Consider the following 24,023-nt stretch of genomic DNA (forward strand, 5'->3'; position numbering starts at 1 on the left):
GCCGTTGTGTCCGGCCCTCGGCGGCCGCCGGGGCACCCGTCGCGGTGAGCGCCGTACGCGGGTGAGACCGGGCCGGGCCTCACCTCACGCCTACCCCTGGAGGGTCGGTCCGCAGCGGCCCGGAGGGGTCACTACGGGGGGACCGGTCCGGGTCCGGCCGGTCCGCCACCGGGATCACCGGCCGTGTTCCCGGGGCCGGCGGGCCCGGTCTGGGGGGTGGCGGCTCCGTCCTCGGCCCCCTCGGGCCCGTCCCGGGTACCACCCGGTCGGCCCTCACCCGTTCCGTCCGGGTCCACCCCGAGTTCCCCGCTCCCGCGCGCGATCCTGGACAGATCGGCCATGAGGGAGTCCAGCCAGGACACGGTGGCGTAGTAGAGGCGGGGCGCCCCCGGCGGTTCCGCGTCGGCGCCCGCCAGGGAGCGGGCGAGATGGGGCACCTGGCCCGCCGGGGTGTCGCCGCCGGGGTCCAGGGCCGCCGAGATCAGCAGCATCCGCCCGGCCACCCGGTCCCCGAGACCGCTGACCGCCGTGGCGGCGGGGCCGAGACCGGTGCACGGCGGCTCCAGCAGGCGCTCCGAACCCCACAGGGTGTGATGCCCGGCCATCAGGGCCGCCTGCCAGTCCACCCCGGGCAGCACCGGACCGCGCCCCCGGCCGCCGAACGGTGCCGGCTCGCACTGGAACTGCCCGTACGCGGACTCCGCCAGGATCACGGCGTGCTGGAGCGAGCGGTGCCCCGGCATCCCGGCCGGGACGACCGCCCGCCCCTCCCGCCGGGGCGACCCCTCCAGGGCCACCGAGGCGCTGGTCGCCACCACGATCTCGGCGGCCCTGCGCAGCAGCTCCGCCGCCGCGTACCGCAACTCGTCATGGGCGCCGCGCGGCCAGGCCAGCAGCCCGAACACCGCGCCGATCGCGCTGCCGACCAGCACATCGAGCAGCCGTACCTCCGCCAGCCGCCAGGTCGGCGGCGCGAGCTGGGCGAAGACCAGGGCCACCAGCACCGTGAACAGGCCCTGGGCCCAGCCGACCCCCTTGACCGGCCCGACGGTGAAGGCGAACAGCATCCACAGCGGCAGGAGCACGGCGTAGACATTGGTGTGCGTGCTGACCAGGGCGAGCGTGCCGCCGGTCACCAGGGCGCCGGCCAGCGTGCCCGCGAGCGCGGAGCGGATGGTGCTCCAGGTCTCGTCCATGGTGGTGCGGGTCAGGGTGAGCGTCGCCAGCGTCGCCCAGAAACCGTGCGGCAGCGTGTCCACGCCCGCCACCAGCCGCGCCGCCGTCAGCGCCAGGGCGATGCGCACCGCGTTCTGGAAGAACACCGACCGCCGCCCGGCGTGCCCGCGCACCCGGTGCCACCACAGCGCCGGGGCCCGGGCGGTGGCGTACCAGAAGCGCTCCGGCGGCCCGGTCACCGAGGCCCGCCGGCCGTGCACCGCGAGATCGGCCGCCGCCCCCATCGCCAGCGCGGCATCGGCGACCTCCAGCGCGGCCGCGTGCCGCCGCAGCACGTCCGGCGCCGGTGTCCCGGCCTTTCCCGGGTGGGCCGCGGAGCGGGCGGACAGCACGGCACGGGCCGCGGCCAGCTCCGCGTACGCCGTACGGGGCGAGCCGCCCGCGCGGAGGCAGCCCGCGGTCGCGGTGGCCAGCCCCGCGACCGCGTCGAGTACGGCGGTCACGACGGCGTCGGGCGGGCAGCAGGGCGCGGCCGGCGGCCGGACGGCGCCGTCCGGCGCGGTCGACGGCCGGAGTCCGCCCCCCGACATGGCGGACAGCCGGGGCAGCCTGCTCAGCAGCGCCCGGGTGGCCAGGCCCGTGTGGGCCAGGGCGCGGTCCCGTACGCCCGGGCCCGCCGGGCGGTCCGCCTCGGGCACGGTCAGGGAGCGCAGCCGGTGGCCGGCCTCCCGGGCGGTACGGATCTCGGCCCGGGAGAGGATGTACGGCGGGGCGGCGAGCAGACCGGTGCAGCGGGCCGCGACGGCGGCGGCGTGGGCGGCGCGCGCCCGGTACGACGGCGGGGTCGGCTCCGGGAACAGCAGGGCCTCGGCGAGGACGAGCAGGGCCATGCCGGTGGTCGTGCCGAGCAGCCGGTCGCCGAGCTGACCGGGGTCGTAGGGCGGGAACGACGGCAGGATGTACAGGAGTTGCAGCCCCGGCGCCGCCCCGGCCGGGCGCGGTCCGCCCACGGCGGAGAAGGCCAGCGCGAAGCCGACGACCAGCATGCCGAGGACGGCGCTCCAGGTCCGCACCGACAGGTACGTCCCGACGATCACCAGCAGCCAGCCCACCGGGATCAGCCGCAGCACCACCTCGGCGCGCTGCCGCCCGGTGCCCGGAATCCTGGAGAGGCCGCCCAGCGCCACCGCGGCGAACAGGGCGTACGTCGCGGCGGCGGGGCGGTCCAGGCCGTAGCGGAAGAGGTAGAAACCGCCCGCGGCGACCAGCGTCACCTGGACCGCCCGGCGCGCCGGGGCGGCGTACGGCGCGGGGACCCGGCCGGCGGGAACACCAGACACCTCTCCAGGCTCACGCATGACCGCGCGCCCGGCACCTGCGGGGCAGGCACCGGGCGCGCGGTCGGGGGGTCCATGGGGGGGGAGAGACGACTACGTCGGGACCCCTACGGCGGGCCCCGACGGCGGGACCCCTACGGGCGCCGCTCAGCCGAGGGCGAGATCGTCCGCGTACACGCTGCCCTGGCCGTACCACCCGTGGACGTACACCGTGACGGTGCCGCTGCCGCCGGTGGTGAAGGAGACCTTCAGCTGGTTCCAGCTCGAACCGTTCGACCAGGTGCTCGCGGTCGCGCCGCCGCTGACGCCGAGGTAGGCGTAGGGGCCCTGGACCCAGCCGGTGAGCGTGTAGCTGTGGTTGGGGGAGAGGGTCACGGTCTGGTCGCACTCGCCGGTGCCCCCGGCGTCGGGGGTGACCTGGAGGGCGTGGCCGCCCGAGTGGACCGGGGTGGAGACCAGGGTGCTGCCGCCGGTGCAGGTCCAGGGGCCGAGGCTCCCGGTCTCGAACCCGGCATTGGTCAGCGAGCCCCCGCCGCCCCCGCCTCCGCCGCCGGTGACCGTGAGCGTGTAGGTCGCGCTGTGGGTGCCGCCGGAGCCCGTGCCGGTGACCGTGATCGGGTAGGTGCCCGCGGCCACGGAGGACCCGACGGCCGCCGTCAGTGTCGAGGAGCCGCCGGAGGTCACCGACGCCGGGCTGAAGGAGACGGTGACGCCGGAGGGCGCGCCGGAGGCGGTGAGGGCCACGGACTCGGCGCCGCCCGAGGTGGTGGCCGTGCCGACGCTCGCCGTCGCGGAACCGCCCTGGGCGACCGAGGCGGAACCGGGGGCGAGGGACAGCGAGAAGTCGCTGGTCGTACCGCCACCGCCCCCGCCGCCCGAAGTGCCCTCGTACGGCACGAACGCGTCCGTGAACGCCAGGCTGCTCTGGCTGATCTCGCTGCACGTGGGCAGGGAGTTGGCGCTGCCGCCGCACGGCTGGTCCCGGTTGACCGACCAGAAGGCGAGCCGCCCCACGCCGTTCTGCGCGGCGAAGTTCTCGACGGTCTGGGCGTCGGCGAGGGTGAACGTGGAGCCGTCGTCGTTCTTGCCGATCATGGGGGTGATGCCGAGGTCGGCGTAGCCGTACCCGGAGTCGACGGACTGCATCTGCGCCAGCGTGGCCTTGGCGGCGTCGATCGCGCCCTGGCCCATCTCGGCGCCCGTACCGGCGTAGTAGTCCATGGTCATGATGTTGACCACGTCGATCCTGACGCCCGCGTTCTTGGCGGCCTTGAGGATGTTGACGCCGTCGTTGGTCAGTCCGCTCGCCAGCACCGGCAGGGTGACGGAGAACCGGAGGTTCGGGTTGGTCACCTTGAGGTCCTTCATCGCCTGCATCTGGCGGGCCGCGGCGGCGGTGTCCGCGACGGCGGCGCCCTCGACGTCGAAGTCCAGCTGGGTGACGCCGTAGTCGTCGATGAGGGCCTGGTACCCGGCGTCGATGCTGCTCTGGGTGGTGCAGGTCCAGGCGAGCGGCAGACCGCTGGCGCCGCCCGAGGAGATGATCACCGAGGCGCCCTCGGACCTGGCCCGGGCGATCTCGGGGTCGGTGTAGGAGTCGCCGCCGATGGGGAGCGTGTCGCCCCAGACCTGGTTGCAGCCCTCGCCGAGGACGAAGGCGGCGGTGTACGCCTTGAGGTGGTGCCCGGTGACGGCGGTGTCGAGCAGGCCCTCCTGGCCGTTCGACATGTCGACGTAGGGAGCGACGGAGTAGACGCTGCTTCCCGTGGCGCCGCTCGTCGCCGCGTTGCCCGGCGCCGCGCTGCTCGCGGGGGCGAGGGCGACGGCCGCGCCGGTGGCCGCGAGCGCGAACGCGCAGGCGGAGGCGGCGAGTCCGCCCAGTCTTGCCAGGTGCATGACAGTGTGCCCCTCTCGGGGATGCCCCTAGGGCATGGGGTGGTGGGGTGATGGTGCCGTGCACGGCGGGGGTGTTGGTACATACCAAACCGCCGCCGACTCATGCCGTCAAGAGGACTAGACCAACTTTGAACCTGTGAACCTGGCGGCCTCCGGCCCGAGTTGACCCGGCTCGCACCTCCGCGCGCCCGGCCGGGAACCTGTCGCGAACCCGTTGTCGAAAGCGGCCGGAAAACGGCCCCGAGAACTGTTATCCGGGCCGCTTCGAACGGTCTCCCAGTCATCGGGAACAATCGTTCGGCGTCGAGGACGGGAAACATCTGATGAGTACACGGCACATGGACGCGGGGGAGACGGCGGCCCTGGTGGTCGCGGCCCGCGAGGGTGACGCGGCGGCCCAGGACGCCCTGGTCAGCGCCTATCTGCCGCTGGTCTACAACATCGTGGGGCGGGCGCTGAACGGCTCGGTGGACGTCGACGACGTGGTGCAGGAGACCATGCTGCGCGCCCTCGACGGCCTGGGCGGGCTGCGCGCCCCCGAGCGGTTCCGCTCCTGGCTCGTCGCGATCGCGATGAACCAGGTCCGCGGCCACTGGCAGGACCGGCAGTTCGCGCCCGCCGCCGTGGAGGAGGCGCACGACCTGGCCGACCCGGGCGCCGACTTCGTGGACCTGACGGTGGTGCAGCTACAGCTCTCGGGTCAGCGCCATGAGACCGCGCACGCCACGCGCTGGCTGGAGCCCGACGACCGGGGGCTGCTGTCGCTGTGGTGGCTGGAGTGCGCGGGCGAGCTGACCCGCCCCGAGGTCGCCGCCGCCCTGGAGTTGACGCCGGAGCACACCGCGGTCCGGGTGCAGCGGATGAAGGCCCAGCTGGAGGCGGCCCGGGTGGTGGTGCGGGCGCTCGACGCGCGGCCGCGCTGCGAGGAGCTGCGGGGTGTGCTGTCCGCCTGGGACGGCAAGCCCTCGGCGCTGTGGCGCAAGCGCATCGCCCGGCACGCGCGCGGCTGCTCGCTCTGCTCCGGGCTGTGGAGCGGACTGATGCCCGCGGAGGGGCTGCTGGCCGGACTCGCGCTGGTCGCCGCGGCGCCCGGGCTGCTCGCCGCGCTGCGCTCCGCCTCCGGCGGGATGGCGCCGGTCGCGGCGGCCTCCCCGTTCGACGCCTCGGCCGGGCACGGCGGCCCGGGTGCGAGCGCGGGTTCGGCGTCGGGTCCGGGTTCGGGCTCCGGTGCCGGTTCCGGGGGCGGGCGGCGGGCCGCGCGGGGCCGTTCGGGCGGGCGCGGTGACGGGCGGGGCGGCACGCGCGGTGAGGCCCGCCGGCGCAGGCGCATCCGGCGCCGGGTCGTCGGCGGCGTCGTCGTGGCCTGCGTCGCGGGCGGCGGCCTCTGGTACTTCGGCATGGACACCGGGTCCGGCACCGGTGGCACCACCGCCGAGCGGAGCGCGAACGCCTCCGTGGCGGACCTTGCCGCGCCGAGCGCCGTGCCCACCTCGGCGTCGCCCTCGCCGTCCGCCTCGAAGCCCGAGAAGCCGAAGAAGCCGAAGAAGCCTAAGAAGACGGCCACCCGGAGCCCGAGTCCGAGCCCGACGCGCAAGAGCACGCCCACACCGCGCCCGACCGCCCCGCGCCCCCCGGCGCGCACCACCGCGCCGGCCCCGGCCGGTGACACCGTCAGCCAGGTGATCGCGCTGGTCAACAAGGAGCGGGCGAGCGCCGGCTGCTCCGCGCTCACCGCGGACCCGCAGCTCCAGCAGGCGGCGCAGGCGCACTCCGACGACATGGCCGCGCGGAACTTCTTCGACCACGTCAACCCGGACGGCGCGGACCCCGGGCAGCGCATCACCGCCGCGGGTTACCGGTGGTCGACGTACGGCGAGAACATAGCCAGGGGCCAGCAGACCCCGGCCTCCGTGATGGACTCCTGGATGCACAGCTCCGGCCACCGCGCCAACATCCTCAACTGCGCCTTCAAGAACATCGGCGTCGGCGTGCACCAGGGCGCGGGCGGCCCCTGGTGGACACAGGACTTCGGCACGAAGATGTGACCCCGCCGCCGTGACGCCGTCCTGGGCGGGGGGACCGCCCAGGGTGTCGACCCGGAGCGTCGTCAGGGCCGTCGGGGAAGCGGGGACGCGGGTCGGTGTCGGCGCGTCGGCCGGGCGGCGCGGTCGTCGTGCGGCTCCTGTCGCGCCGTGGCCGTACGGCCGGTCGACGCGTCACGCCGTCAAGCCCGTTCACCGGCACCCCCCGCCCGCCCTCACGCGCCCTCCCGGCCGCCGATCTCCCGCAGGATGCCGAACGCCCGCCGCAGCGGCGCCGGTTCCGTGTCCTCGATGCCCGACGCGCGGTTCGCCCGCCGGGTGCGCAGCATCGCGCGTACGGCGGAGAGCGCGGCGCCCGCGATCACGGCCGCCCGCAGATCGGCGTCGGGCGCGTCCCGCGGCAGCCGGTGCCGCACCAGGACCGTGAGCCGCTCCTCGAAGTCGGCGAAAGCCCGCACGAGCCGGGCCGTGATGACGGCCTCCACGTCCCCGAGCGGCCGGGTCAGGGCGGTCAGCGTGGACGCCGAGAACGGTTTGGCCGCCTCCAGCAGCGCGGCGCACACCGCGTCCAGCGGTTCCTCGTCCGCAGGCCGCGCGGCCAGGGCCCGCTCCACGTACGCGAAGATCTGCACGCCGTCCGGCAGCAGCACCTCCTCCTTGCTCTCGAAATAGCGGAAGAAGGTGCGCACGGAGACGTTCGCGTACGCGGCGATGTCCGCGACCGTGGTGGCCTCGAACCCCCGCTCCCTGAACAGCCGCGCGGCCCCTTCCAGCAGCAGGCGGCGCGTCTCCTCCTTCTTGCGTTCGCGCAGTCCGGCGGGGGTGGTCTCACTAGCCATGGCCGAAGCCTCCCGTCCTGGTGTCGCGACTGTCAATCGGCACGCGTGCCACCTCCGTGGCCCACCGCCGCGGCGCGATCGCGTGCGCAAACCTTCCATAAACTGTCATGGATGCCAATTGTCATGCATGACAGTTCTCTCTAAGGTGCGTGTCAGTCGTGACACTTTTCCTGACCGCTTTGGAGACCCCGGTGCCCCGATCCACCCCGCCTCCCCCGGCGCCGCCCGAACCGCGCCCGCCCCTCTCGGAAAGCGCCCCCGAGAGCGCCCCGGACCCCGGCGACCTCGGCCGCCTCGGCCGGCTGGGCGGCCGCTGCGCCCGGCACCCGATGACCGTCATCGCCGCCTGGCTGCTGATCCTCGTCGCCGCCCTCGCGGGCCGGCATCTCGTCGGACCCGTCTTCAGCGACCAGGTCAGCCTGCCCGGCACCGCCTCCCACACCGGCGCCGACCTGCTCGCCCGCTCCTTGCCGCAGGCGGGCGGCCCCAGCGGCAAGGTCGTGTTCCACACCGGGACGGGCACCGTGGCCGACCGGCGCTCCGGGCTCGACCGCACCCTCGCCGACCTGCGCGGGCTGCCCCATGTCACGGCCGTCGGGGCGCCTGCGACCAGCACGGACGGGCGTACCGCCGAGACCACCGTCACCTTCGACGAGCAGCTGAAGAGCCTCGGCCACGACTACACCGCCCGGCTCGACACGGCGACCGCGCCCGCCCGCGCGGCGGGCCTCGGCGTCGCCTACGGCGGCGATCTCGACCAGGTCGTGCGGCAGCCCGCGAACGACAAGCTGAGCGAGGGCGTCGGCGTCGTCACCGCCCTCGTCATCCTGCTGTTCGCCTTCGGCAGCGTCCTGGCCGCCCTGCTGCCCCTGGGCACGGCGCTGATCAGCGTCGGCGTCGGACTCGGCGTGGTCGGCGTCGTCGCCGGGGTCCTGTCCTTCGCGACCTCCGCCATGACCCTCGCGGGCATGATCGGCCTCGGCGTGGGCATCGACTACGCCCTGTTCCTGACCACCCGTTTCCGGCAGGACCTGATCGACGGCCACGACCCCGTGACCGCCGCCGCCCGCACGGCCCGCACCAGCGGCCGCGCGGTGCTCATCGCCGCCCTCACCGTCGCCGTCGCCATGCTCAGCCTCTACGCGTGCGGACTGAGCTTCATCGGCCGCATCGGACTCGCGGCCACCCTGGCCGTCGTCGTCACCGCGGCCGCCGCCCTCACCCTGGTCCCGGCCGCCCTCGGCCTGACCGGCACCCGGATCGACCGGGTCCGGCTGCGCCGCCGCCCCGTCGCCGAGGGCGCCGGCGCCCGCCCCGGCGGCAACCGCTACGCCGCGCTCGTCGCCCGGCGCCCCTGGCTCTTCCTCGCCGGCGGTACCGCCGTCCTCGCCCTCTGCGCCGTACCGACGCTGTCGCTGCGCCTCGGCCACGTGGACGCGGGCGCGGACCGGCCCGGCAGCAGCACCCGTACGGCCTACGACTGGATCGCGGCCGCCGACGGGCCGGGCTTCGGCAAGGGCGCGAACGGCCCGGTCGTCACCGTGATCGACCTGAGCCGGGCGCACACCCCCGCCGACCGGATCACCGACGACGTGACCGACGCGCTCAGGGCCACCCACGGGGTCGCCGCCTTCACCCCCGTACGGGCCAGCCCCGACGGCACGCTCCTCGTCACCACGCTCACCCCGGCCACCGGCCCCCAGGACGCGGCCACCGGCACCCTGCTCGACACCCTCTCCGGCCGCACCCTGCCCCGGGCCCTGCACGGCACCGGCGCCCGGGCCTACCTCACCGGCACCGTGGCCGGACAGGCCGACTTCCGCGTCACTATCGGCGCGCGGCTGCCGCTCGTCATCGGGGTCGTGCTGGTCCTCGCCTTCCTGCTGCTCCTGACCGTCTTCCGCAGCCTGGTGATCCCGCTGAAGGCCGTCGTCCTCAATCTGCTCACCACGGCCGCGTCCTACGGCGTCCTCGTCGCCGTCTTCCAGTGGGGCTGGGGCGACAAGCTGCTCGGCCTCTCCGAGCCGGTGCCCGTCGAGTCGTACGTCCCGATGATGATGTTCGCGATCGTGTTCGGGCTGTCCATGGACTACGAGATCTTCCTGCTGTCCCGGATCGCCGAGGCATGGCACCGCACCGGCGACAACCGGCTCGCCGTGGGGGAGGGGCTGTCCGCCACCGCCCGGGTGATCTCCGCCGCGGCCTTCATCATGACCGCCGTGTTCCTGTCCTTCACCGCCTCGCCGACCGTGGTCGTCAAGATGCTCGCGCTGGGCCTCGCGATCAGCGTCGTCGTGGACGCCACGGTGGTCCGGCTGGTCCTGGTGCCGTCCGCGATGTTCCTGATGGGCCGGGCCAACTGGTGGATACCGCGCCGCCTGGACCGGCTGCTGCCCCGCGTGCGCGCCTGACCGCGCCGCCCGCGCGCGGCCGGTGGCCTTCGACCCTCGCGCGCGGGCGGTACTACGCTGGATGACCGTGTCCCCGGCACGTCAACAGGGGTGCGGGGCCGGACGAAACAGGGAGCGACCGATGACAGCGGGAACCGAGCGAGCCGTACTGGCGGGCGGTTGTTTCTGGGGGATGCAGGATCTGGTCCGCAAACAGCCCGGCGTGGTCGCCACCCGCGTCGGCTACAGCGGCGGCGACACCCCGAACGCCACCTACCGCGACCACGGCGATCACGCCGAGGCCATCGAGATCCTGTACGACCCCGCGGTCACCAGCTACCGCGACATCCTGGAGTTCTTCTTCCAGATCCACGACCCGACCACCCGGGACAGCCAGGGCAACGACCTCGGGCGCAGCTACCGCTCCGCGATCTTCTACGACGGCGAGGAGCAGCACCGCACCGCCGTCGACACCATCGCGGACGTCGAGGCCAGCGGCCTGTGGCCCGGCAAGGTCGTCACCGAGCTGGCGCCGGTCGGCGACTTCTGGGAGGCGGAGCCCGAGCACCAGGACTACCTGGAGCGCTACCCCAACGGCTACACCTGCCACTTCCCCCGGCCGAACTGGAAGCTGCCGCGCCGCGCCTCGTCCACCGCGGACTGACCCGCCCCGCACCGGGCACCACCGGCTCGTGTGGCGCGCCGCCCCCCAGGGGTGATCCTGGGGAGAGGAGCGGAGCACCCTGTCCGCGACCCGACGACGATGGTGGTGACCACCATGGGCGTGCCGGACGAGACCGGGGCGGACCCCCGCGGGCTGGCCGATCCCTGCGGGGATCCGTTCCTGCGGACACGGTTCGCGATCCCCACCCTCCCGGTGACCTATCTGCGCCGCGACCGGCTGCTCGGACATCTGGACGCCGCCCCGCGCACCCCGCTGACCGTGGTCGGCGGGGCGGCGGGGGCGGGCAAGACCCTGCTGGTCGCCGACTGGGCCGCGACCCGCGGCACCCGGGTCGCCTGGCTCACCGCGCAGATGGCCGACAAGGGGCGCGGCACCTTCTGGGCCTACCTCCTCCAGGCCCTGCGGCTGGCCGGGGTGACCCTCTCCGCCGAGGTGGGCCTGCCCGCCGAGGCCGGCCGCGTGGACGACGCGCTGCTCACCCGGCTCGCCGCGGAACTCAGCGCCCGCGAGGCACCGGTGACCGCGGTCATCGACGAGTACGACCGCGTCACCGACCCGGAGATCGCCGACCAGCTGGAGTTCGTGCTCCGGCACGCGGACACCGGCGTACGCCTGGTCCTCGTCACCCGCACCGAGCCGCTGCTGCCCCTGCACCGCTACCGGGCGGCCGGCGTCGTCACCGAGATCCGCAACGACGAACTGGCCTTCACCCCCGAGGAGGCCGGCGACCTGCTGGCCCTGCACGGCCTGCGGCTGCCGCCCGACGAGATCGGCGCGCTGCTGGCCCGCACCCGGGGCTGGGCCGCGGGCCTGCGGCTCAGCGCCCTGGCCGCGCAGGGGGAGCGCGACCCGCGGTCGTACCTGAGGGAGTTCGAGGCCGACCGCACCACCATCGGCGACTACCTGATCGCCGAGGTGCTCAAGCGGCAGCGCCCCGAGACCCAGGACCTGCTGCTGCGGATCAGCGTCCTCGACCGCTTCGGCCCCGCCCTCGCCGACGCGCTCACCGGGCGCGCCGACGCCGAGCTGATCCTCACCGCGCTGCACCGCGAGAACGCCTTCGTGGAGGACCTCGGGCACTCCTGGTTCCGGCTCCACCCGCTGTTCCGGGAGATCCTGCGCGCCCATCTGCGGGCCCGCCACCCCGGCCTGGAGACCGAGCTGCACCGCCGGGCGGCGGCCTGGCTGCGGCGGCACGGGCCGCTCGGCGAGACCCTGGAGCACGCCGCCGCCGCGGGCGACCGGGCGGCCGCCGCCGATGCCCTCGTCGGCGACCTCGCCCTCGGCGAACTCCTTACCGGACCGCGCGCCGAGCCCCTGGCCGCGCTCTTCTCCGCCATGGGCCCCGAGCCGCGCACCCCGGCCACCGACCTCGTCCGCGCCGCCCGCGCGCTGTCCCTCGGCGACCTCGACCGGGGCCTGCCGCACCTGGAACGGGCCACCCGCGCGCTGGAGACGCACCGGCCGACGCGGGAGCCGAACGGGCTCGTCCGCGAGCCGCGGCCGGAACCGGGCGACCTGGCCGCCGCCCGCCTCGGCTGCGCCCTTCTCCACGTCCTCGCCGCCCGGCTGACCGGCTGCCCCTCGCGCGCCGAGGCCGCCGCCCGCCGCGCCGAGGAGCTGAAGCAGGAGGTCCCCGGCCGGCTGCTGGACCGGCACCCCGAGCTGACCGCCCTGCTGCGCGCCCACCTCGGCGCGGCCCGCCTGTGGGCCGGACGGTTCACGGACGCGCGCGCGGCCCTGACCGCGGTGACCGACCACGGCCTGACGACACCGACGGCGTCGGCACGGGTACCGGCTCCGGAGCCGGCCGCCCCGGTCAGGACGCGGACCCCGGCGGTACCGGGGCGCCCCTCGACGGCCCAGGTCCGCGAGGAGTGCCTGGCCCATCTCGCCCTGCTCGACCACCTCGACGGCCGCCCCGGCCGCGCCGAACGCAAGGCCCTCGCCGCGCTCGCCGCCACCGACCACGCGGACCCCTGCGCCCCGCCCGGGGCCGGCCCGGCCTCCCTCGTCCTCGCCGCCGTCGCCACGGACCGCGACGAACTGGACCGGGCCGAGGCCCTCCTCGGCACCCCGCCCGGCGCCCCGCAGCCGGTGCGCGACCCGGTGGCCCGGGCGCTGCACGCCCTGGTCACCGCGCGCCTCCTGCTCGCCCGCGGCGACACCGAGGGCGCGCTGGAGGCGGCCGACCGGACCGTCGTCGCCGAGGAGCCGTCCCCCTGGGCCGAGGCTCACGCGGCGCTGGTGGCCGCCGGTGCCCATCTCGCCGAGGGGCGCCCCGAGCTGGCCGTCAAGCTGCTGACGGACCTGCCCGGCGAGGACCCGCTGTGCCTGGTGGGCGCGGCGCGGGCGGAGCTGGCGGCCGGCCGCCCCGCGCACGCCCTCGAACTGCTCGACCGGATGGGCCCGCAGCCCGCCCCGGGCCCCCTGATCGCCGTACGGACGGCCCTGGTCAGGGCGGAGCTCGCCGGGGCCGAGGGCGACCGGGAGGCCCGGCGCCGGCTCGTGGCGCAGGCGCTGCGCGAGGCCCGCCGGGACCGGCTGCGGCGCCCCTTCAAGGAGGCGGGGCCCTGGCTGCGGCCGCTGCTCGCCACCCCGGCGCTGCGCCCGCTCGCCGAGGGCTGGCTGCTGCCCTGCGCCGGCTCCCCGGACGGCACCCCGGTTATGTCCGAACTTCCGCCGGTGGTCGAGGAGTTGAGCGGCCGCGAACGCGATGTGCTGGTCCGGCTCGCCGAGATGATGTCCACCGAGGAGATCGCCGCCGACCTCTTCGTCTCCGTCAACACGGTCAAGACCCACCTCAAGAGCGCCTACCGCAAACTGGGCGTGAACCGCCGGCACGACGCCGTGCACCGCGCCCGCGAACGGGGCCTGCTGTGACCGCGCGGCCCCACATCACCTGCGGCGGGTGAGGCCCGGCGCCCCACCGGGGCGCAGGATCGCAGGAAGAGGGCCGGGTACGCCCGTCCGCGGCACGCGGGGAAGGCACCTCATGCGCTACGAAATCCGCGTCGACGGCGAGCTGACGGAGACGCTGGCCAAGGCGTTCCCCGAGCTGGACCACGTGGTGGTGTCCGGCCACACCATCCTGTTCGGCCGCGTCCTGGACGAGGCCCACCTCTACGGCCTGCTCGCCCGCTGCCAGTCCCTCGGCCTGCGCGTCCTGGAGATGCGTCAGGCCCCGCAGTGAGCCCCCGGGGGATGCCCCCTCCGGCAGGACCCCTCCGGCACGTCCCTCAGGGCTCCCGACCCTTCCTGCGCAGCCCCGCGTTCACCGCCGCCGCGAGCAGCCGTAGGGCCACGCCCACCAGCAGCAGTCCGCACACCATCTGGCACATCACCGCCACCCGCCCCGTCTCCGAGCGCGCGGTGATGTCGCCGTACCCCACCGTGGTGAACGTGGTCAGCGTGAAGTACAGGGCGTCGGTCCTGGTCAGCGGCTCGGAGAAGGAGCCGGGGGTGTCGTGTTCGATGATGTGGTAGACGCTGGCGAAGACGACCAGATAGAGGCCCACCGTGGCGACCAGCGCCTCCACCGCCTTCAGCCGGGGATACGGCGCGTTCAGGATCAGCCACGCCTCCCAGCCGAAGACCAGCGCGACCGCGAGCAGCCCGCACAGCAGCAGGACGGCCGTCGCCAGGGTGGTGCGGGTGTCCAGCGGCACCAGATAGTAGGCGACGATCAGGGTGGTCAGGATGGCCGTCGTACGCGCCAGGGAGGCGGCCGCGGCCCGGCGTTCCGACCCGCTGTACAGGGGGCGTCGGACGTCCTTCGACGGGGCGCGCCTGGCTGGATCGGTCATCGTGTGTCTCTTCCGCCGCTTCGCCGCAGGCGGGCCCGCCTGCGCCCGCTACCACCTCAGCGCCCCCGACCCCGTACGGGATCACCCCTGGCGGGTGATCCCGTACGGGCCGCCGGGAGCGACGCTGTCCCGGTGAGGTCCCCGCACACGGCCCCGCCGGCCGGCCGGGAGCGGCCTCGGGCACGGAGGGAGGAGCCATGACCTCCCTCGCGCGACCCGGGTCCGTACGGCCCCCGCGGCCCGTCCCCGGACCGGAGCACGATCCCGGCGGGGCCGCACCTCGGCGACGACGGCGCACCGGAGCCCTCCGGGCCCCCGGAGCGCCGGCCGCCGTTCACCCGCGCAGGGTGAAGCGTCCTTCTCCCGCCGGAGCGCAGCCTGAGAGCGGCGGACGACCGACTACCGGGCGCGGACCCGGGACGGAGGAACCGACATGAGCGTCCCGACCTACCTCGCGTACGACTATCCGGCGCTGAGCGTCTTCTGGTCCATGCTGGTGTTCTTCCTGTGGATCATGTGGTTCGTGCTGCTCTTCCGGGTGGTCATGGACATCTTCCGCGACGACTCCCTGGGCGGCGTGGCCAAGGCCGCCTGGCTGGTGTGCGTCGTCGTCCTGCCGTTCCTCGGCGTCTTCGTCTATCTGATCGCCCGCGGCAAGGGCATGGGCCGCCGCGAGGTCGAGCAGGCCCGCGCCCAGCAGCGCGCGTTCGACAGCTACATCCGCGACACCGCCCGGGGCGGCACCTCCAGCGCCGACGAACTGACCCGGCTGTCCGAGATGAAGGCCCGCGGCGACATCACCGAGGACGAGTTCCGCAAGGCGAAGGACATGGTGTTCGCCGCCCACGGACCGTCCGCGGGCGCGTCCGGAGGCACCTCCGCAGGCACGGGGCCGGAATCCACCGGGTCCGGCCGCTCGGGAACCGTCTCCTCCACCTCCCCGCGCTGAACCGCCCCGCACCGACCTACCGCACACCGGAGAGAATCGAGGTGGCACGATGACCGCACCCCACGCACACCACAACACCGGCCCCGGCAGCGGCCCTGGCGCCGGTACCGGCACCACGCGCGAGCACACCACCAAGGATCTGTGGGCCACCGGGCTGACCGCGTTCGCCGCGGTGATGCTGCTACTCACCGGCGTCCTGGACATCTTCCGCGGCATCATGGGGATCGCCCGGGACGACGTCTTCCTCGCCACCCGCAGCTACGTCTTCCAGTTCAGCCTCACCGGCTGGGGCTGGGTGCACCTCGTCCTGGGTGCCGTGGCCGTCATCGTCGGCCTGGGGCTCATGAAGGTGTCGACCTGGGCGCGGGCGGCCGGCGTGGTGATCGCCGCGCTGATCATCATCGCCAACTTCCTGTCCCTGCCGTACTACCCGGTCTGGTCGATCGTGATGATCGCCCTCGCCGCGTTCACGATCTGGGCGCTGTGCGTGGTGCGCAAGGAAGGCAACCAGGGCCTGTTCGACTGAACCTGAACCGCGCGCCGACGGACGGCGCCGCGGTGGCACGACCCGGCCCGCGGTGGGACGGCGCGACCCTCCGGGCGGCGCCCGCGCCCCGGTTCGCGAAGGAACGCGACCGGCTCGCGGGCGCCGCCCGGATCACGCCGGAGGGGGCGTGCCGCCAGGAGGAGGGGACCCGGCCGCGGCGTCCGGTGCGCCCGGCAGGGCCAGATGGGCGAGGTCGGCGGGGCGCGGCGAGGTCACCGGCCACAGCGGGGCGGCCCGGCCGTCGGCGAGCGCGGCCGGCGCGTCGGTCAGGTTCATGCGCTCGCGCAGCCGGCCGTAGAAGTCCATCGGACCCAGCCGCACCGCCTTCAGCCTGCGCGGCGCGGCGTACACCCCGATCCAGTCACCGGGACCCAGCACCCCGCGCAGCTGCCCGTCGATACTGACCGCGGCCTGGCCCGAGCGTTCCAGCACCCGCAGGGCGACGGGCTCGTCAGGCGCGGCCACGACCGAGCGGTTGAACACCATGTGCGGGGCCACCGGCGTGAAGACCAGCGCCTCCGCGCGCGGCGAGACCACCGGGCCCCCGGCGGCGAAGCTGTACGCCGTGGACCCCGTGGGCGTGGCGACCAGCAGCGCGTCCGCCGAGTAGCAGGCGAGCAGCCGGCCGGCCAGATACACCGCGACGGACACCTGCCGGTCCCGGGCCAGCTTCTCCAGGACGACGTCGTTGAGCGCGGTGACGTTCAGCGCGACTCCCCAGTCGCCGCCCGCCGCGCAGTCCACGCGCACCCGGGGCGGCGGCAGCATCGGCCCGCGGCCGTACCGTGTCAGCACCTCCATCTGCGCGGGCACCTCCAGCCGGCAGGACGCCCGCATGGTGAGCAGCATCCGGCTCTCCACGGTGATCCGTTCCTCGCGCACCGCGTCCAGGGCCGCCCGCACGGCGGGGGCCGGCACCTCGGTCAGGAAGCCGACCCGCCCGAGGTCGACGCCGAGCACCAGGGCGTCGTTCTCCGCCGCGAGCCGGGCGCCGCGCAGGAAGGTGCCGTCGCCGCCGAGCGTGACGATCAGGTCCGGGTCGCCCGCCGCGTCGACCTCCGCGCGGGCGCTGTGCCGGGCGCCCTCCTGCCACACGTCGATGTCGGTGCACTCCACCGCGTGTTCCGCGCACCAGTCGCGCACCGCCCCCGCGGCCACCCGCGCCTCGGCGCGCCCGCCGTGCACGACCAGGCCGACACGGTTCACCGTCATACCCGCACCACCCGCCTGAGAGCCGGCACCTGCCGAGCGCCATCCTCGCCGGGGACGGGGCGGGGCCCGCGTCCGCCACGCCGCCGGGGACCCCGGCGTACCCGACCCGTCCCCCTCATGAGACCTTTGCGCCGCGGGTACCCGGGGCATGCCCGCAGATCCACGGACGGCGCGGAGCACAGATCCACGGCGCGGAGCACAGTTCACGGACGGCGGGGAGCACGGACCGACGGACGGCGGGAGGACCCGATGAGCGAGTACACCACCCCTTCCCAGGCCGAGGGCGAGCGCGAGCCGGAGGACGTGGGGGCGGCGCAGCCGACCCGCACCACTCCCTCCCAGGCGGACGGCCCCGCCGAGGAGAACCCCGAGCAGGACGTCCAGGAAGGCCGCGACTGACGCCGATCCCGCGCCGATCCCGCGTGCCTTTGCGTTGCGGCCCCCGCGGTGCCGACCTAGCGTGATCTCGACACGTCAGACAGGTAGGCCGTGATGACGCATCCGCACGACCCCCTCGGCATCACCGACAGCAGAGCCGCCGCCCGGTCGATCCAGCTGGAGACGCACGGGCTCGACGTGATCGGGGACGCGGACCGCAGGGGCACCCCGCGCATGCTGTTCTGGCCCTGGTTCGGGGCGAACGTCTCCGTGCTCGGGCTCAGCTACGGCGCCTTCGCGTTCGGCTTCGGCCTCTCCTTCTGGCAGGCGCTCGTCGCGGGCTCCATCGGCATCGTCGTCTCGTTCCTGCTGTGCGGCTTCGTCTCGGTCGCCGGCAAGCGCGGCTCGGCGCCCACCATGGTGCTCAGCCGCGCCGCCTACGGGGTGCGCGGCAACCGGCTGCCCTCGGTGGTCTCCTGGATGCTCACCGTCGGCTGGGAGACCGCTCTCATCTCGCTCGCCACCCTGGCCACCGCGACCGTCTTCACCAGCCTCGGCTGGGGCGGCGGCACCGAGACCAAGGTGGTCGCCCTGATGGTGGTGGCCGCGCTGACCGTCGTCGCCGGGGTCATCGGCTTCGATCTGATCATGCGGCTCCAGACCGTCATCACCGTGGTCACCGGCGTGCTGACCCTCGTCTACGTCGGTCTCGTCGCCCACCAGGTCGACTGGGACGCCGTCAAGGCGGTGCCGGGCGGCTCCGCGCAGCAGATGATCGGCGCGCTGGTGTTCATGATGGCGGGCTTCGGCCTCGGCTGGATCAACGCCGCCGCCGACTACTCCCGCTATCTGCCCCGCGACTCCTCCAGCCGGGGCGTGATCGGCTGGACCACCTTCGGCGGCTCGCTCGCGCCCGTGCTGCTGCTGGTCTTCGGCGTGCTGCTGGCCGGGTCGTCGCCGCAGCTGAGCCGGTCCATCGCCGACGACCCGATCGGCGCCCTGACCACGATCCTGCCCACCTGGTTCCTGGTGCCGTTCGCCGTGGTCGCCGTGCTCAGCCTGGTCGGCGGCGCCGTCCTCGACATCTACTCCTCCGGGCTCGCCCTGCTCTCCGCCGGACTGCGCGTGCCCCGCTATCTGGCCGCGCTCTGGGACGGCTGCCTGATGATCGCCGGGTCGATCTACATCGTGTTCTTCGCCGGCGGCTTCCTCGGCCAGTTCATGGGCTTCCTCACCACGCTCGGCGTGCCCATCGCCGCCTGGTCCGGGGTCATGCTGGCCGACCTCGCGCTGCGCCGCCGCAACTACGACGACGGGGACCTGTTCCGGCCGCACGGCCGCTACGGAGACGTCCCACTGGTGCCGCCGCTGCTCACCCTCGCCGCCACGGCCGTCGGCTGGGGTCTGGTCACCAACACCGCCGCGCACTGGCTGGGCTGGCAGGGCTATCTCCTCGAACCGCTCGGCCTCGGCGGCCGCACCGGCGCGTGGGCGTACGCCAACCTGGGCGTCGTGGTCGCCCTCGCCCTCTCCTTCCTCGGCACCCTGCTGCTGAGCCGGAGCCGGGTGCGCGCCCAGGAGGCCCTGGCCCCGAGCCCCGCGCCGGGCGAGGAGGTCCTCAGGGCCTGACCGCCACCTCGTACGCCATGGCCCGCGCGTGCCCCGGTTCGCACGCATGTCCGGGTCCCGGCCCCGCACCCGTTCCGGTTCGCACGCATGCCCCGGGTCCGCACCGGGTACGCGAGGCGGGAGCCCGCCCGGGCAGTCCGTCCGGGTGGCCCGTACGACCACCGCTACCTGGGGATCTGCCATGGAGACACCCGCACACGACGCCCTTCCGACGCCGGCCCAGCAGGCACTGGACGCCTTGGTCGCCAACGCCGAGGACCAGAGGGCCCTGGACACCCTCGCCCACAGCGACGTGCTCGTCCCCGTGCCGGACGACGCGCTCGACGGCGAGGGCACCGACGCCACGACGGTGGCCCTGCCCATCCTGGAACAGCCCGGAGGAGACCCGGTCGTCCCCGTCTTCACCACGGAGAACGAGATGGCCGAACTCCTGCCCTTCGTCTCCCGCTACCGCCTCATCCCGCTGGGCGCGCTGGCCTCGCAGTGGCCGGACGAGGAGATCTCCCTGGCGATAGACGGCAGCTCGGAGCACGCGCTGACGCTGACGTCCCAGGGGGTACGCACCCTGCTCGCCCGCTGAGCCGGGGCGCCCGACGGACGCGGGGCGGTGCCGGTCCACGGCCCGCCGCGCGGGCGCGTCCGGCCACGAAACCGCCCGCGGCCGCCGCCGAAGTGGATCACCGCACTCCAGGGGCGCCAAAATACCCCCATGGAATACATCGCCGGCACGGCGGGCGCCCTGCTGCTCCTGGCCGTGCTGAGCAGCATCCTGCGCACCCTCGTCGTGCCGCGGGGCCTCTACTCCGCGCTGGTCTTCCGGCTGTGGTGGCTGCTGCGCAGACTGCTGCGGCTGGCCACACCCCGCGGTGACTACGAGGCGATCGACCGCACCCAGACCTGGCTGGCGCCCCTCATGCTGATCGGCATGCTCGCCTGCTGGCTCGTCGGCGCCCTGCTCGGCTTCGGTCTGCTCCTGTTCGCGCTGTCCTCGCTGACCTGGACCACCGCGTTCCGGGAGGCCGGATCCAGCCTCTTCACGCTCGGCTTCGCCAGCGGCGCCCGGTGGAAGCTGTCGGTCCTCGACTTCGTCGCGGCGGCCACCGGACCGGTCCTGATCGCGCTCCAGATCGCCTACCTGCCCACCCTGTATGCCGCCTACAACCGCCGCGAGGTCGAGGTCACCCTCCTCCAGGCCAGGGCGGGCGAACCCTCCTGGGGCCCGGAGATCCTGGCCCGCCAGTGGCTGGTCGACACCGAGACCGCGCTGCCGGAGCTGTACCGGTCCTGGGAGCGGCTGGCCTCGGACATGGGCGAGAGCCACTCCACCTACCCGGTGCTGCTGACGTTCCGCTCCCCGCGCCCCTACCGCAGCTGGCTGGTGGGCCTGGTCGCCGTGATGGACGCGGCGGCGCTCCAGCTCGCGCTGGCCCCGAAGACCGCGCCGCCGGAGGCCCGGCTGGTGCTGCGGGCCGGGTTCAGCGCGCTGCGCGACATCGCGCGCGCGGTGCGCGCCCCCTTCGAGGACGACCCCGCGCCGAGCGCGCCCATCCGGCTCACCTACGCCGAGTTCGACGCGGCCGTGGCGATGCTGGACTCGGCCGGCTTCCGCGCCGAGCGCACCCCCGAGGAGGCATGGCCCCACTTCCGGGGCTGGCGGGTCAACTACGAGGCCGTCGCCTATGAACTGTGCCGCCGCTGCGACGCCGTACCGTCCCTGTGGACCGGCCCCCGCGACTTCCCGACCTCCCCGATCCCGCCGCGCCGCCCGGTGGACCGGCGCCCGGACGACCCGCCGGCGGGTGTCTAGGGTCTGTCGGCGGATCAGGCCAGACACCGCGAGCCCGGCCTGAACCAAACGAGAGGCCCTGGGATCTCCGCTCGGATCGAGCCCGGCAAGATCCGGCCGGGGGGACCTACTCCTCCCGCTCGGTCAGCATCCGCCCGAGGACGGCCCGTTGCACCGGCAGTACCTCGGTGTGCAGGCCGCGGCCCTTGACGGTGAGGGCGACCCAGACGCCGCGGCGGTCCTCGGCGCACACCGAGCGCTCCACCAGGCCGTCCTTCTCCAGCCGGCCGATCAGCCGGGACAGGGCGCTCTGGCTCAGATGCACCCGCCCGACCAGGTTCTGCACCCGGCAGTGGTCGCCGTCGCGGGGCGACTCGGCGGCCAGGATGTCCAGCACCTCGAAGTCGCTGGCGCCCAGCCCGTAGGGGTGCAGCGCACGGTCTATCTCGCACATCGTGCGCGCGTGCACCGCGAGGATGCCCCGCCAGCGTTCCTCGAGCCGGGCGTCGGCCGTTGTCACTGCCATACCGGCACCGTAGCACCGATCCAGCCACTCGTTGAGTGTGCAACTACTTTTCGGTGACGGGGTCCTGGAGCAGGCCCACCATGTTGCCGTCGGCGTCCCGCACGGAGGCCACGAGCCGGCCGTTGCCGACGTCCCGGGCGTCCTGGACGATCTCCGCGCCCGCCGCCACCAGCGCCGCCAGCCGCTCCCGCAGATCGGTGACGTGCCAGAACGGCACCGGCCCGGTCAGGCCCTGCGCGTGCCCGTTCGGGTCGAGGCCGATGTCCTGGCCCCCGGCCTTGAACCCGATGTAGTACGGCTCGTCGGCGTACGGCTCGACGCCCAGCAGCGCGCCGAACAGGGCCTTGGCCCGCTCCGGGTCCTTGACGGGGTAGATGATCGTCTGCACACCGGCGGTCATATGGCTCACTCCTCGTGAGGCGAAGGGGCAGGGGTACGAGGCCCGGCGGGCTCCCCTGCGGTGCTCCCACGCTAGGCCGGGGGAGGGCTCCTGGGCTTCTCGAATCCTGACCGGTTCGCCCCGGCCCCGGCCGGCCGCGGTGACCGCGAGGCGGCCTGCCGGGGAAGGGCGGGTGAACGGTGCGGCGGACGGCCCACGGCATGGCCGGGGTGCCGCCGATCCGGCGGTAATGTGGTGCCCGGCCGTGATCACCCACCGGGGGTCGGCCGAGCAGGAGACGCACGAACGATGACAACCCCCGAAGCCGGCACCCTTCGCGCCCGCCGCGCACCGCGCCGACGGACCCGATGGCGCGCCCAGGGCCCCGTCGTCGCGGTGGTCGCGGCCGGCGGCGCCCTCGGCGCCTGCGCCCGCTACGGGCTCAGCCTCGCCTGGCCCACCGCGCCCGACGGCTTCCCCTGGGCGACCTTCTGGACCAATCTGACCGGCTGCGCCGTGATGGGCGTCTTCATGGTGTTCATCACCGAGGTGTGGGCCGCCCACCGCCTCGTCCGCCCCTTCTTCGGCACCGGTGTCCTCGGCGGGTTCACCACCTTCTCCACCTACACCGTCGACATCCGCCGTCTCGTCGAGGGCGGCCGCCCCGGGATCGGCCTCGTCTATCTGGTGGCGACGCCCTGCGCGGCCCTCGCGGCGGTATGGCTCGCCTCGGCCACCGTCCGCCGGGTGCTGACCAGGAGGGAACAGGCATGACCTCGCTCACCGGCCGCGCGCTGCGGCTGACCGTGTACATCGGCGAGGACGACACCTGGCACCACAAGCCCCTCTACAGCGAGATCGTGCACCGCGCGCACGCCGCCGGGCTCGCGGGCGCCAGCGTCTTCCGGGGCATCGAGGGCTACGGCGCCTCCTCCCGCATCCACACCTCCCGCCTGCTCTCGCTCAGCGAGGACCTGCCGGTCGCGGTGGTCGTCGTGGACACCGAGGAGCGCGTCCGGGACTTCCTGCCCCAGCTGGACGAACTGGTCCGCGAGGGCCTGGTCACGCTGGACGAGTGCGAGGTCGTACGGTACGTCGGCCGGGCGCCGGGTCCGGACCCGGCGACGGGCCGGGCGGAAGGTGAGGAACCGTTGTGAACTGGCTGCTCGTCGTGGCCGGAGCCGTGGTCGGCGCGCCCGCGCGCTACCTCACCGACCGCGCCGTGCAGTCCCGGCACGACTCGGTCTTCCCCTGGGGCACCTTCGTGGTGAACGTCGTGGGCAGCCTGATCCTCGGCCTGGTCACCGGCGCCGTCGCCACCGGGGCCGCGGGACCCCGTCTGCAACTCCTGCTCGGCACCGGTCTGTGCGGGGCGCTGACCACGTACTCGACCTTCTCCTACGAGACCCTGCGGCTGACCGAGGCCGGCTCGGGCCTCTACGCTTCGGTGAACGTCGTCGCCGGTGTGGCGGCCGGGCCGGCCGCGGCCTTCGCCGGGTACTGGCTCGCCGGTGCCGTGTAGACCCGGGCGCCCGGCACCCCGCCGGGCGCGGCAAGTACTGTCCACAACACTGTCGACCTACTCTCCTCAGAACTGGATCCCATGAGCGCCATCTCTGTCGGTCAGGCCGTCGTCCTCGGAGTCGTCGAGGGGGTGACCGAGTTCCTCCCCGTGTCCTCCACCGGCCACCTCAAGATCACCGAGGGGCTCATGAACATCCCGGTCGACGACAAGTCCGTCGTCGGGTTCTCCGCCGTCATCCAGGTCGGCGCCATCGCCGCCGTGCTCGTGTACTTCTTCAAGGACATCAAGCGGATCGTTTCCGCCTGGTTCCGCGGTCTGTTCAACCGCGAGGAGCGCTACCACCACGACTACAAGTTCGCCTGGTGGGTGATCGCCGCGACGATCCCGATCGTCCTGGTCGGCCTCGCCGCGAAGCCGCTGATCGACGGGCCGCTGGCCTCGCTGTGGGTGGTGGCCGGTTCGCTGATCGTCGGCTCCGGCGCGATGTGGTGCGCGGACCAGATGGGCCGCCACAAGCGCGGTGAGGACGACACGTCCTTCAAGGACGCGATGTGGGTCGGCTGCTCCCAGATCCTCGCCCTGCTCTTCCCCGGCTTCTCCCGCTCCGGCGCGACCATGTCCACGGCGCTCGTCCTGGACCTGGACCGCGTCGCCGCGACCCGCCTCTCCTTCTTCCTCGGCATCCCCGCGCTGACCGGCGCCGGCATCTACGAGCTGAAGGACGCCCTGGGCGCGGGCGTGGGCGCCGCCCCGCTGGCCGTGGGCACCATCGTCTCCTTCATCGTGGCGTACGCCTCGATCGCCTGGCTGCTGAAGTTCGTCGCCAAGCACTCCTTCAACGCCTTCGTGATCTACCGCATCATCATCGGCGTGGGCCTGCTTGCCCTGCTCGGCACCGGTGTGCTCAACGCCTGAGCCCAG

General features: G+C 74.3%; 22 protein-coding genes. 15 read left to right on the plus strand and 7 right to left on the minus strand.

Translation table 11 applies throughout. The features are described from left to right. Positions 1 to 131 precede the first annotated feature (131 nt). Entirely contained in the window at positions 132 to 2,516 is a 2,385-nt protein-coding gene (locus GHR20_RS31990; RefSeq protein WP_243878187.1) for an FUSC family protein, read from the minus strand. 144 nt (positions 2,517 to 2,660) lie between these two features. Continuing rightward, positions 2,661 to 4,409 (minus strand): carbohydrate binding domain-containing protein, encoded by a 1,749-nt coding sequence (locus GHR20_RS31995; RefSeq protein WP_153815150.1) that lies wholly within the window; start codon positions 4,407 to 4,409, stop codon positions 2,661 to 2,663. A 323-nt stretch (positions 4,410 to 4,732) separates the two neighbouring features. On the opposite strand from GHR20_RS31995, the gene GHR20_RS32000 reads away from it, so the two are divergent. Then, positions 4,733 to 6,454, plus strand: coding sequence for a sigma-70 family RNA polymerase sigma factor (locus tag GHR20_RS32000; RefSeq protein WP_153815151.1), 1,722 nt, complete (start codon positions 4,733 to 4,735; stop codon positions 6,452 to 6,454). Positions 6,455 to 6,666: 212 nt separating this feature from the next. Here the strand turns inward: GHR20_RS32000 and GHR20_RS32005 are convergent, their stop codons facing one another. Further along, positions 6,667 to 7,290, minus strand: coding sequence for a TetR family transcriptional regulator (locus GHR20_RS32005; protein WP_187279236.1), 624 nt, complete (start codon positions 7,288 to 7,290; stop codon positions 6,667 to 6,669). A gap of 158 nt (positions 7,291 to 7,448) precedes the next feature. Between GHR20_RS32005 and GHR20_RS32010 the strand changes: the two genes are divergently transcribed. The 4 genes from GHR20_RS32010 to GHR20_RS32025 all read left to right on the plus strand — a co-directional run bounded on the left by GHR20_RS32010 (position 7,449) and on the right by GHR20_RS32025 (position 13,558). After that, the gene (locus tag GHR20_RS32010) at positions 7,449 to 9,701 is read left to right on the plus strand and encodes an MMPL family transporter (RefSeq protein ID WP_243878188.1); all 2,253 of its coding nucleotides are present in this window, start codon (positions 7,449 to 7,451) and stop codon (positions 9,699 to 9,701) included. 121 nt (positions 9,702 to 9,822) lie between these two features. Then, the gene (gene msrA, locus GHR20_RS32015; RefSeq protein WP_153815153.1) at positions 9,823 to 10,344 is read left to right on the plus strand and encodes a peptide-methionine (S)-S-oxide reductase MsrA; all 522 of its coding nucleotides are present in this window, start codon (positions 9,823 to 9,825) and stop codon (positions 10,342 to 10,344) included. A gap of 99 nt (positions 10,345 to 10,443) precedes the next feature. After that, entirely contained in the window at positions 10,444 to 13,248 is a 2,805-nt protein-coding gene (locus GHR20_RS32020) for a LuxR C-terminal-related transcriptional regulator (protein WP_194859045.1), read from the plus strand. Between the two features lie 112 nt (positions 13,249 to 13,360). Then, positions 13,361 to 13,558, plus strand: coding sequence for a hypothetical protein (locus GHR20_RS32025; protein ID WP_046420113.1), 198 nt, complete (start codon positions 13,361 to 13,363; stop codon positions 13,556 to 13,558). Between the two features lie 46 nt (positions 13,559 to 13,604). Here GHR20_RS32025 and GHR20_RS32030 read toward each other — a convergent pair whose 3' ends face one another. Further along, positions 13,605 to 14,171: an ion channel gene (locus GHR20_RS32030; protein WP_111583561.1), complete on the minus strand. Its 567-nt coding sequence runs from the start codon at positions 14,169 to 14,171 to the stop codon at positions 13,605 to 13,607. 433 nt (positions 14,172 to 14,604) lie between these two features. Here GHR20_RS32030 and GHR20_RS32035 point away from each other — a divergent pair, with 433 nt between their 5' ends. Further along, positions 14,605 to 15,120 carry an SHOCT domain-containing protein gene (locus GHR20_RS32035; RefSeq protein WP_111583560.1) on the plus strand — a complete coding sequence of 172 codons (516 nt, stop codon included), beginning with the start codon at positions 14,605 to 14,607 and terminating at the stop codon, positions 15,118 to 15,120. 49 nt (positions 15,121 to 15,169) lie between these two features. Next, positions 15,170 to 15,646, plus strand: a complete 477-nt coding sequence (locus GHR20_RS32040; RefSeq protein WP_237520664.1) for a hypothetical protein — start codon at positions 15,170 to 15,172, stop codon at positions 15,644 to 15,646. A gap of 132 nt (positions 15,647 to 15,778) precedes the next feature. Here GHR20_RS32040 and GHR20_RS32045 read toward each other — a convergent pair whose 3' ends face one another. Further along, positions 15,779 to 16,879: an NAD(+)/NADH kinase gene (locus tag GHR20_RS32045; RefSeq protein ID WP_111583559.1), complete on the minus strand. Its 1,101-nt coding sequence runs from the start codon at positions 16,877 to 16,879 to the stop codon at positions 15,779 to 15,781. 249 nt (positions 16,880 to 17,128) lie between these two features. Here GHR20_RS32045 and GHR20_RS36970 point away from each other — a divergent pair, with 249 nt between their 5' ends. From GHR20_RS36970 to GHR20_RS32060, 4 genes are all read left to right on the plus strand, one after another. Further along, positions 17,129 to 17,278: a hypothetical protein gene (locus GHR20_RS36970; protein ID WP_187279234.1), complete on the plus strand. Its 150-nt coding sequence runs from the start codon at positions 17,129 to 17,131 to the stop codon at positions 17,276 to 17,278. 93 nt (positions 17,279 to 17,371) lie between these two features. Continuing rightward, complete coding sequence (locus GHR20_RS32050) at positions 17,372 to 18,886, plus strand: cytosine permease (RefSeq protein WP_153815154.1); 1,515 nt, start codon at positions 17,372 to 17,374, stop codon at positions 18,884 to 18,886. Between the two features lie 181 nt (positions 18,887 to 19,067). After that, positions 19,068 to 19,466 (plus strand): SseB family protein, encoded by a 399-nt coding sequence (locus tag GHR20_RS32055; RefSeq protein ID WP_111583557.1) that lies wholly within the window; start codon positions 19,068 to 19,070, stop codon positions 19,464 to 19,466. A gap of 129 nt (positions 19,467 to 19,595) precedes the next feature. Next, entirely contained in the window at positions 19,596 to 20,693 is a 1,098-nt protein-coding gene (locus tag GHR20_RS32060) for a hypothetical protein (protein ID WP_153815155.1), read from the plus strand. Between the two features lie 106 nt (positions 20,694 to 20,799). Here GHR20_RS32060 and GHR20_RS32065 read toward each other — a convergent pair whose 3' ends face one another. Continuing rightward, positions 20,800 to 21,198 carry a MarR family transcriptional regulator gene (locus tag GHR20_RS32065; protein ID WP_111583555.1) on the minus strand — a complete coding sequence of 133 codons (399 nt, stop codon included), beginning with the start codon at positions 21,196 to 21,198 and terminating at the stop codon, positions 20,800 to 20,802. 43 nt (positions 21,199 to 21,241) lie between these two features. Beyond that, the gene (locus GHR20_RS32070; protein WP_153815156.1) at positions 21,242 to 21,598 is read right to left on the minus strand and encodes a VOC family protein; all 357 of its coding nucleotides are present in this window, start codon (positions 21,596 to 21,598) and stop codon (positions 21,242 to 21,244) included. 288 nt (positions 21,599 to 21,886) lie between these two features. Between GHR20_RS32070 and crcB (GHR20_RS32075) the strand changes: the two genes are divergently transcribed. The 4 genes from crcB (GHR20_RS32075) (at position 21,887) to GHR20_RS32090 (ending at position 24,017) form a co-directional block, all read left to right on the plus strand. Then, the gene (gene crcB / locus GHR20_RS32075; RefSeq protein WP_153815157.1) at positions 21,887 to 22,351 is read left to right on the plus strand and encodes a fluoride efflux transporter CrcB; all 465 of its coding nucleotides are present in this window, start codon (positions 21,887 to 21,889) and stop codon (positions 22,349 to 22,351) included. Then, positions 22,348 to 22,734: a DUF190 domain-containing protein gene (locus tag GHR20_RS32080; RefSeq protein ID WP_148026002.1), complete on the plus strand. Its 387-nt coding sequence runs from the start codon at positions 22,348 to 22,350 to the stop codon at positions 22,732 to 22,734. The genes crcB (GHR20_RS32075) and GHR20_RS32080 overlap by 4 nt, the downstream gene beginning before the upstream one ends. After that, positions 22,731 to 23,099 carry a fluoride efflux transporter CrcB gene (gene crcB, locus GHR20_RS32085; protein ID WP_153815158.1) on the plus strand — a complete coding sequence of 123 codons (369 nt, stop codon included), beginning with the start codon at positions 22,731 to 22,733 and terminating at the stop codon, positions 23,097 to 23,099. Before GHR20_RS32080 ends, crcB (GHR20_RS32085) begins: the two co-directional genes overlap by 4 nt. An 81-nt stretch (positions 23,100 to 23,180) precedes the next feature. Beyond that, positions 23,181 to 24,017, plus strand: coding sequence for an undecaprenyl-diphosphate phosphatase (locus GHR20_RS32090; protein WP_153815159.1), 837 nt, complete (start codon positions 23,181 to 23,183; stop codon positions 24,015 to 24,017). Positions 24,018 to 24,023 lie beyond the last annotated feature (6 nt).

Origin of the sequence: Streptomyces sp. SUK 48 (genome assembly GCF_009650765.1) — a bacterium.
Lineage (GTDB): Bacteria > Actinomycetota > Actinomycetes > Streptomycetales > Streptomycetaceae > Streptomyces.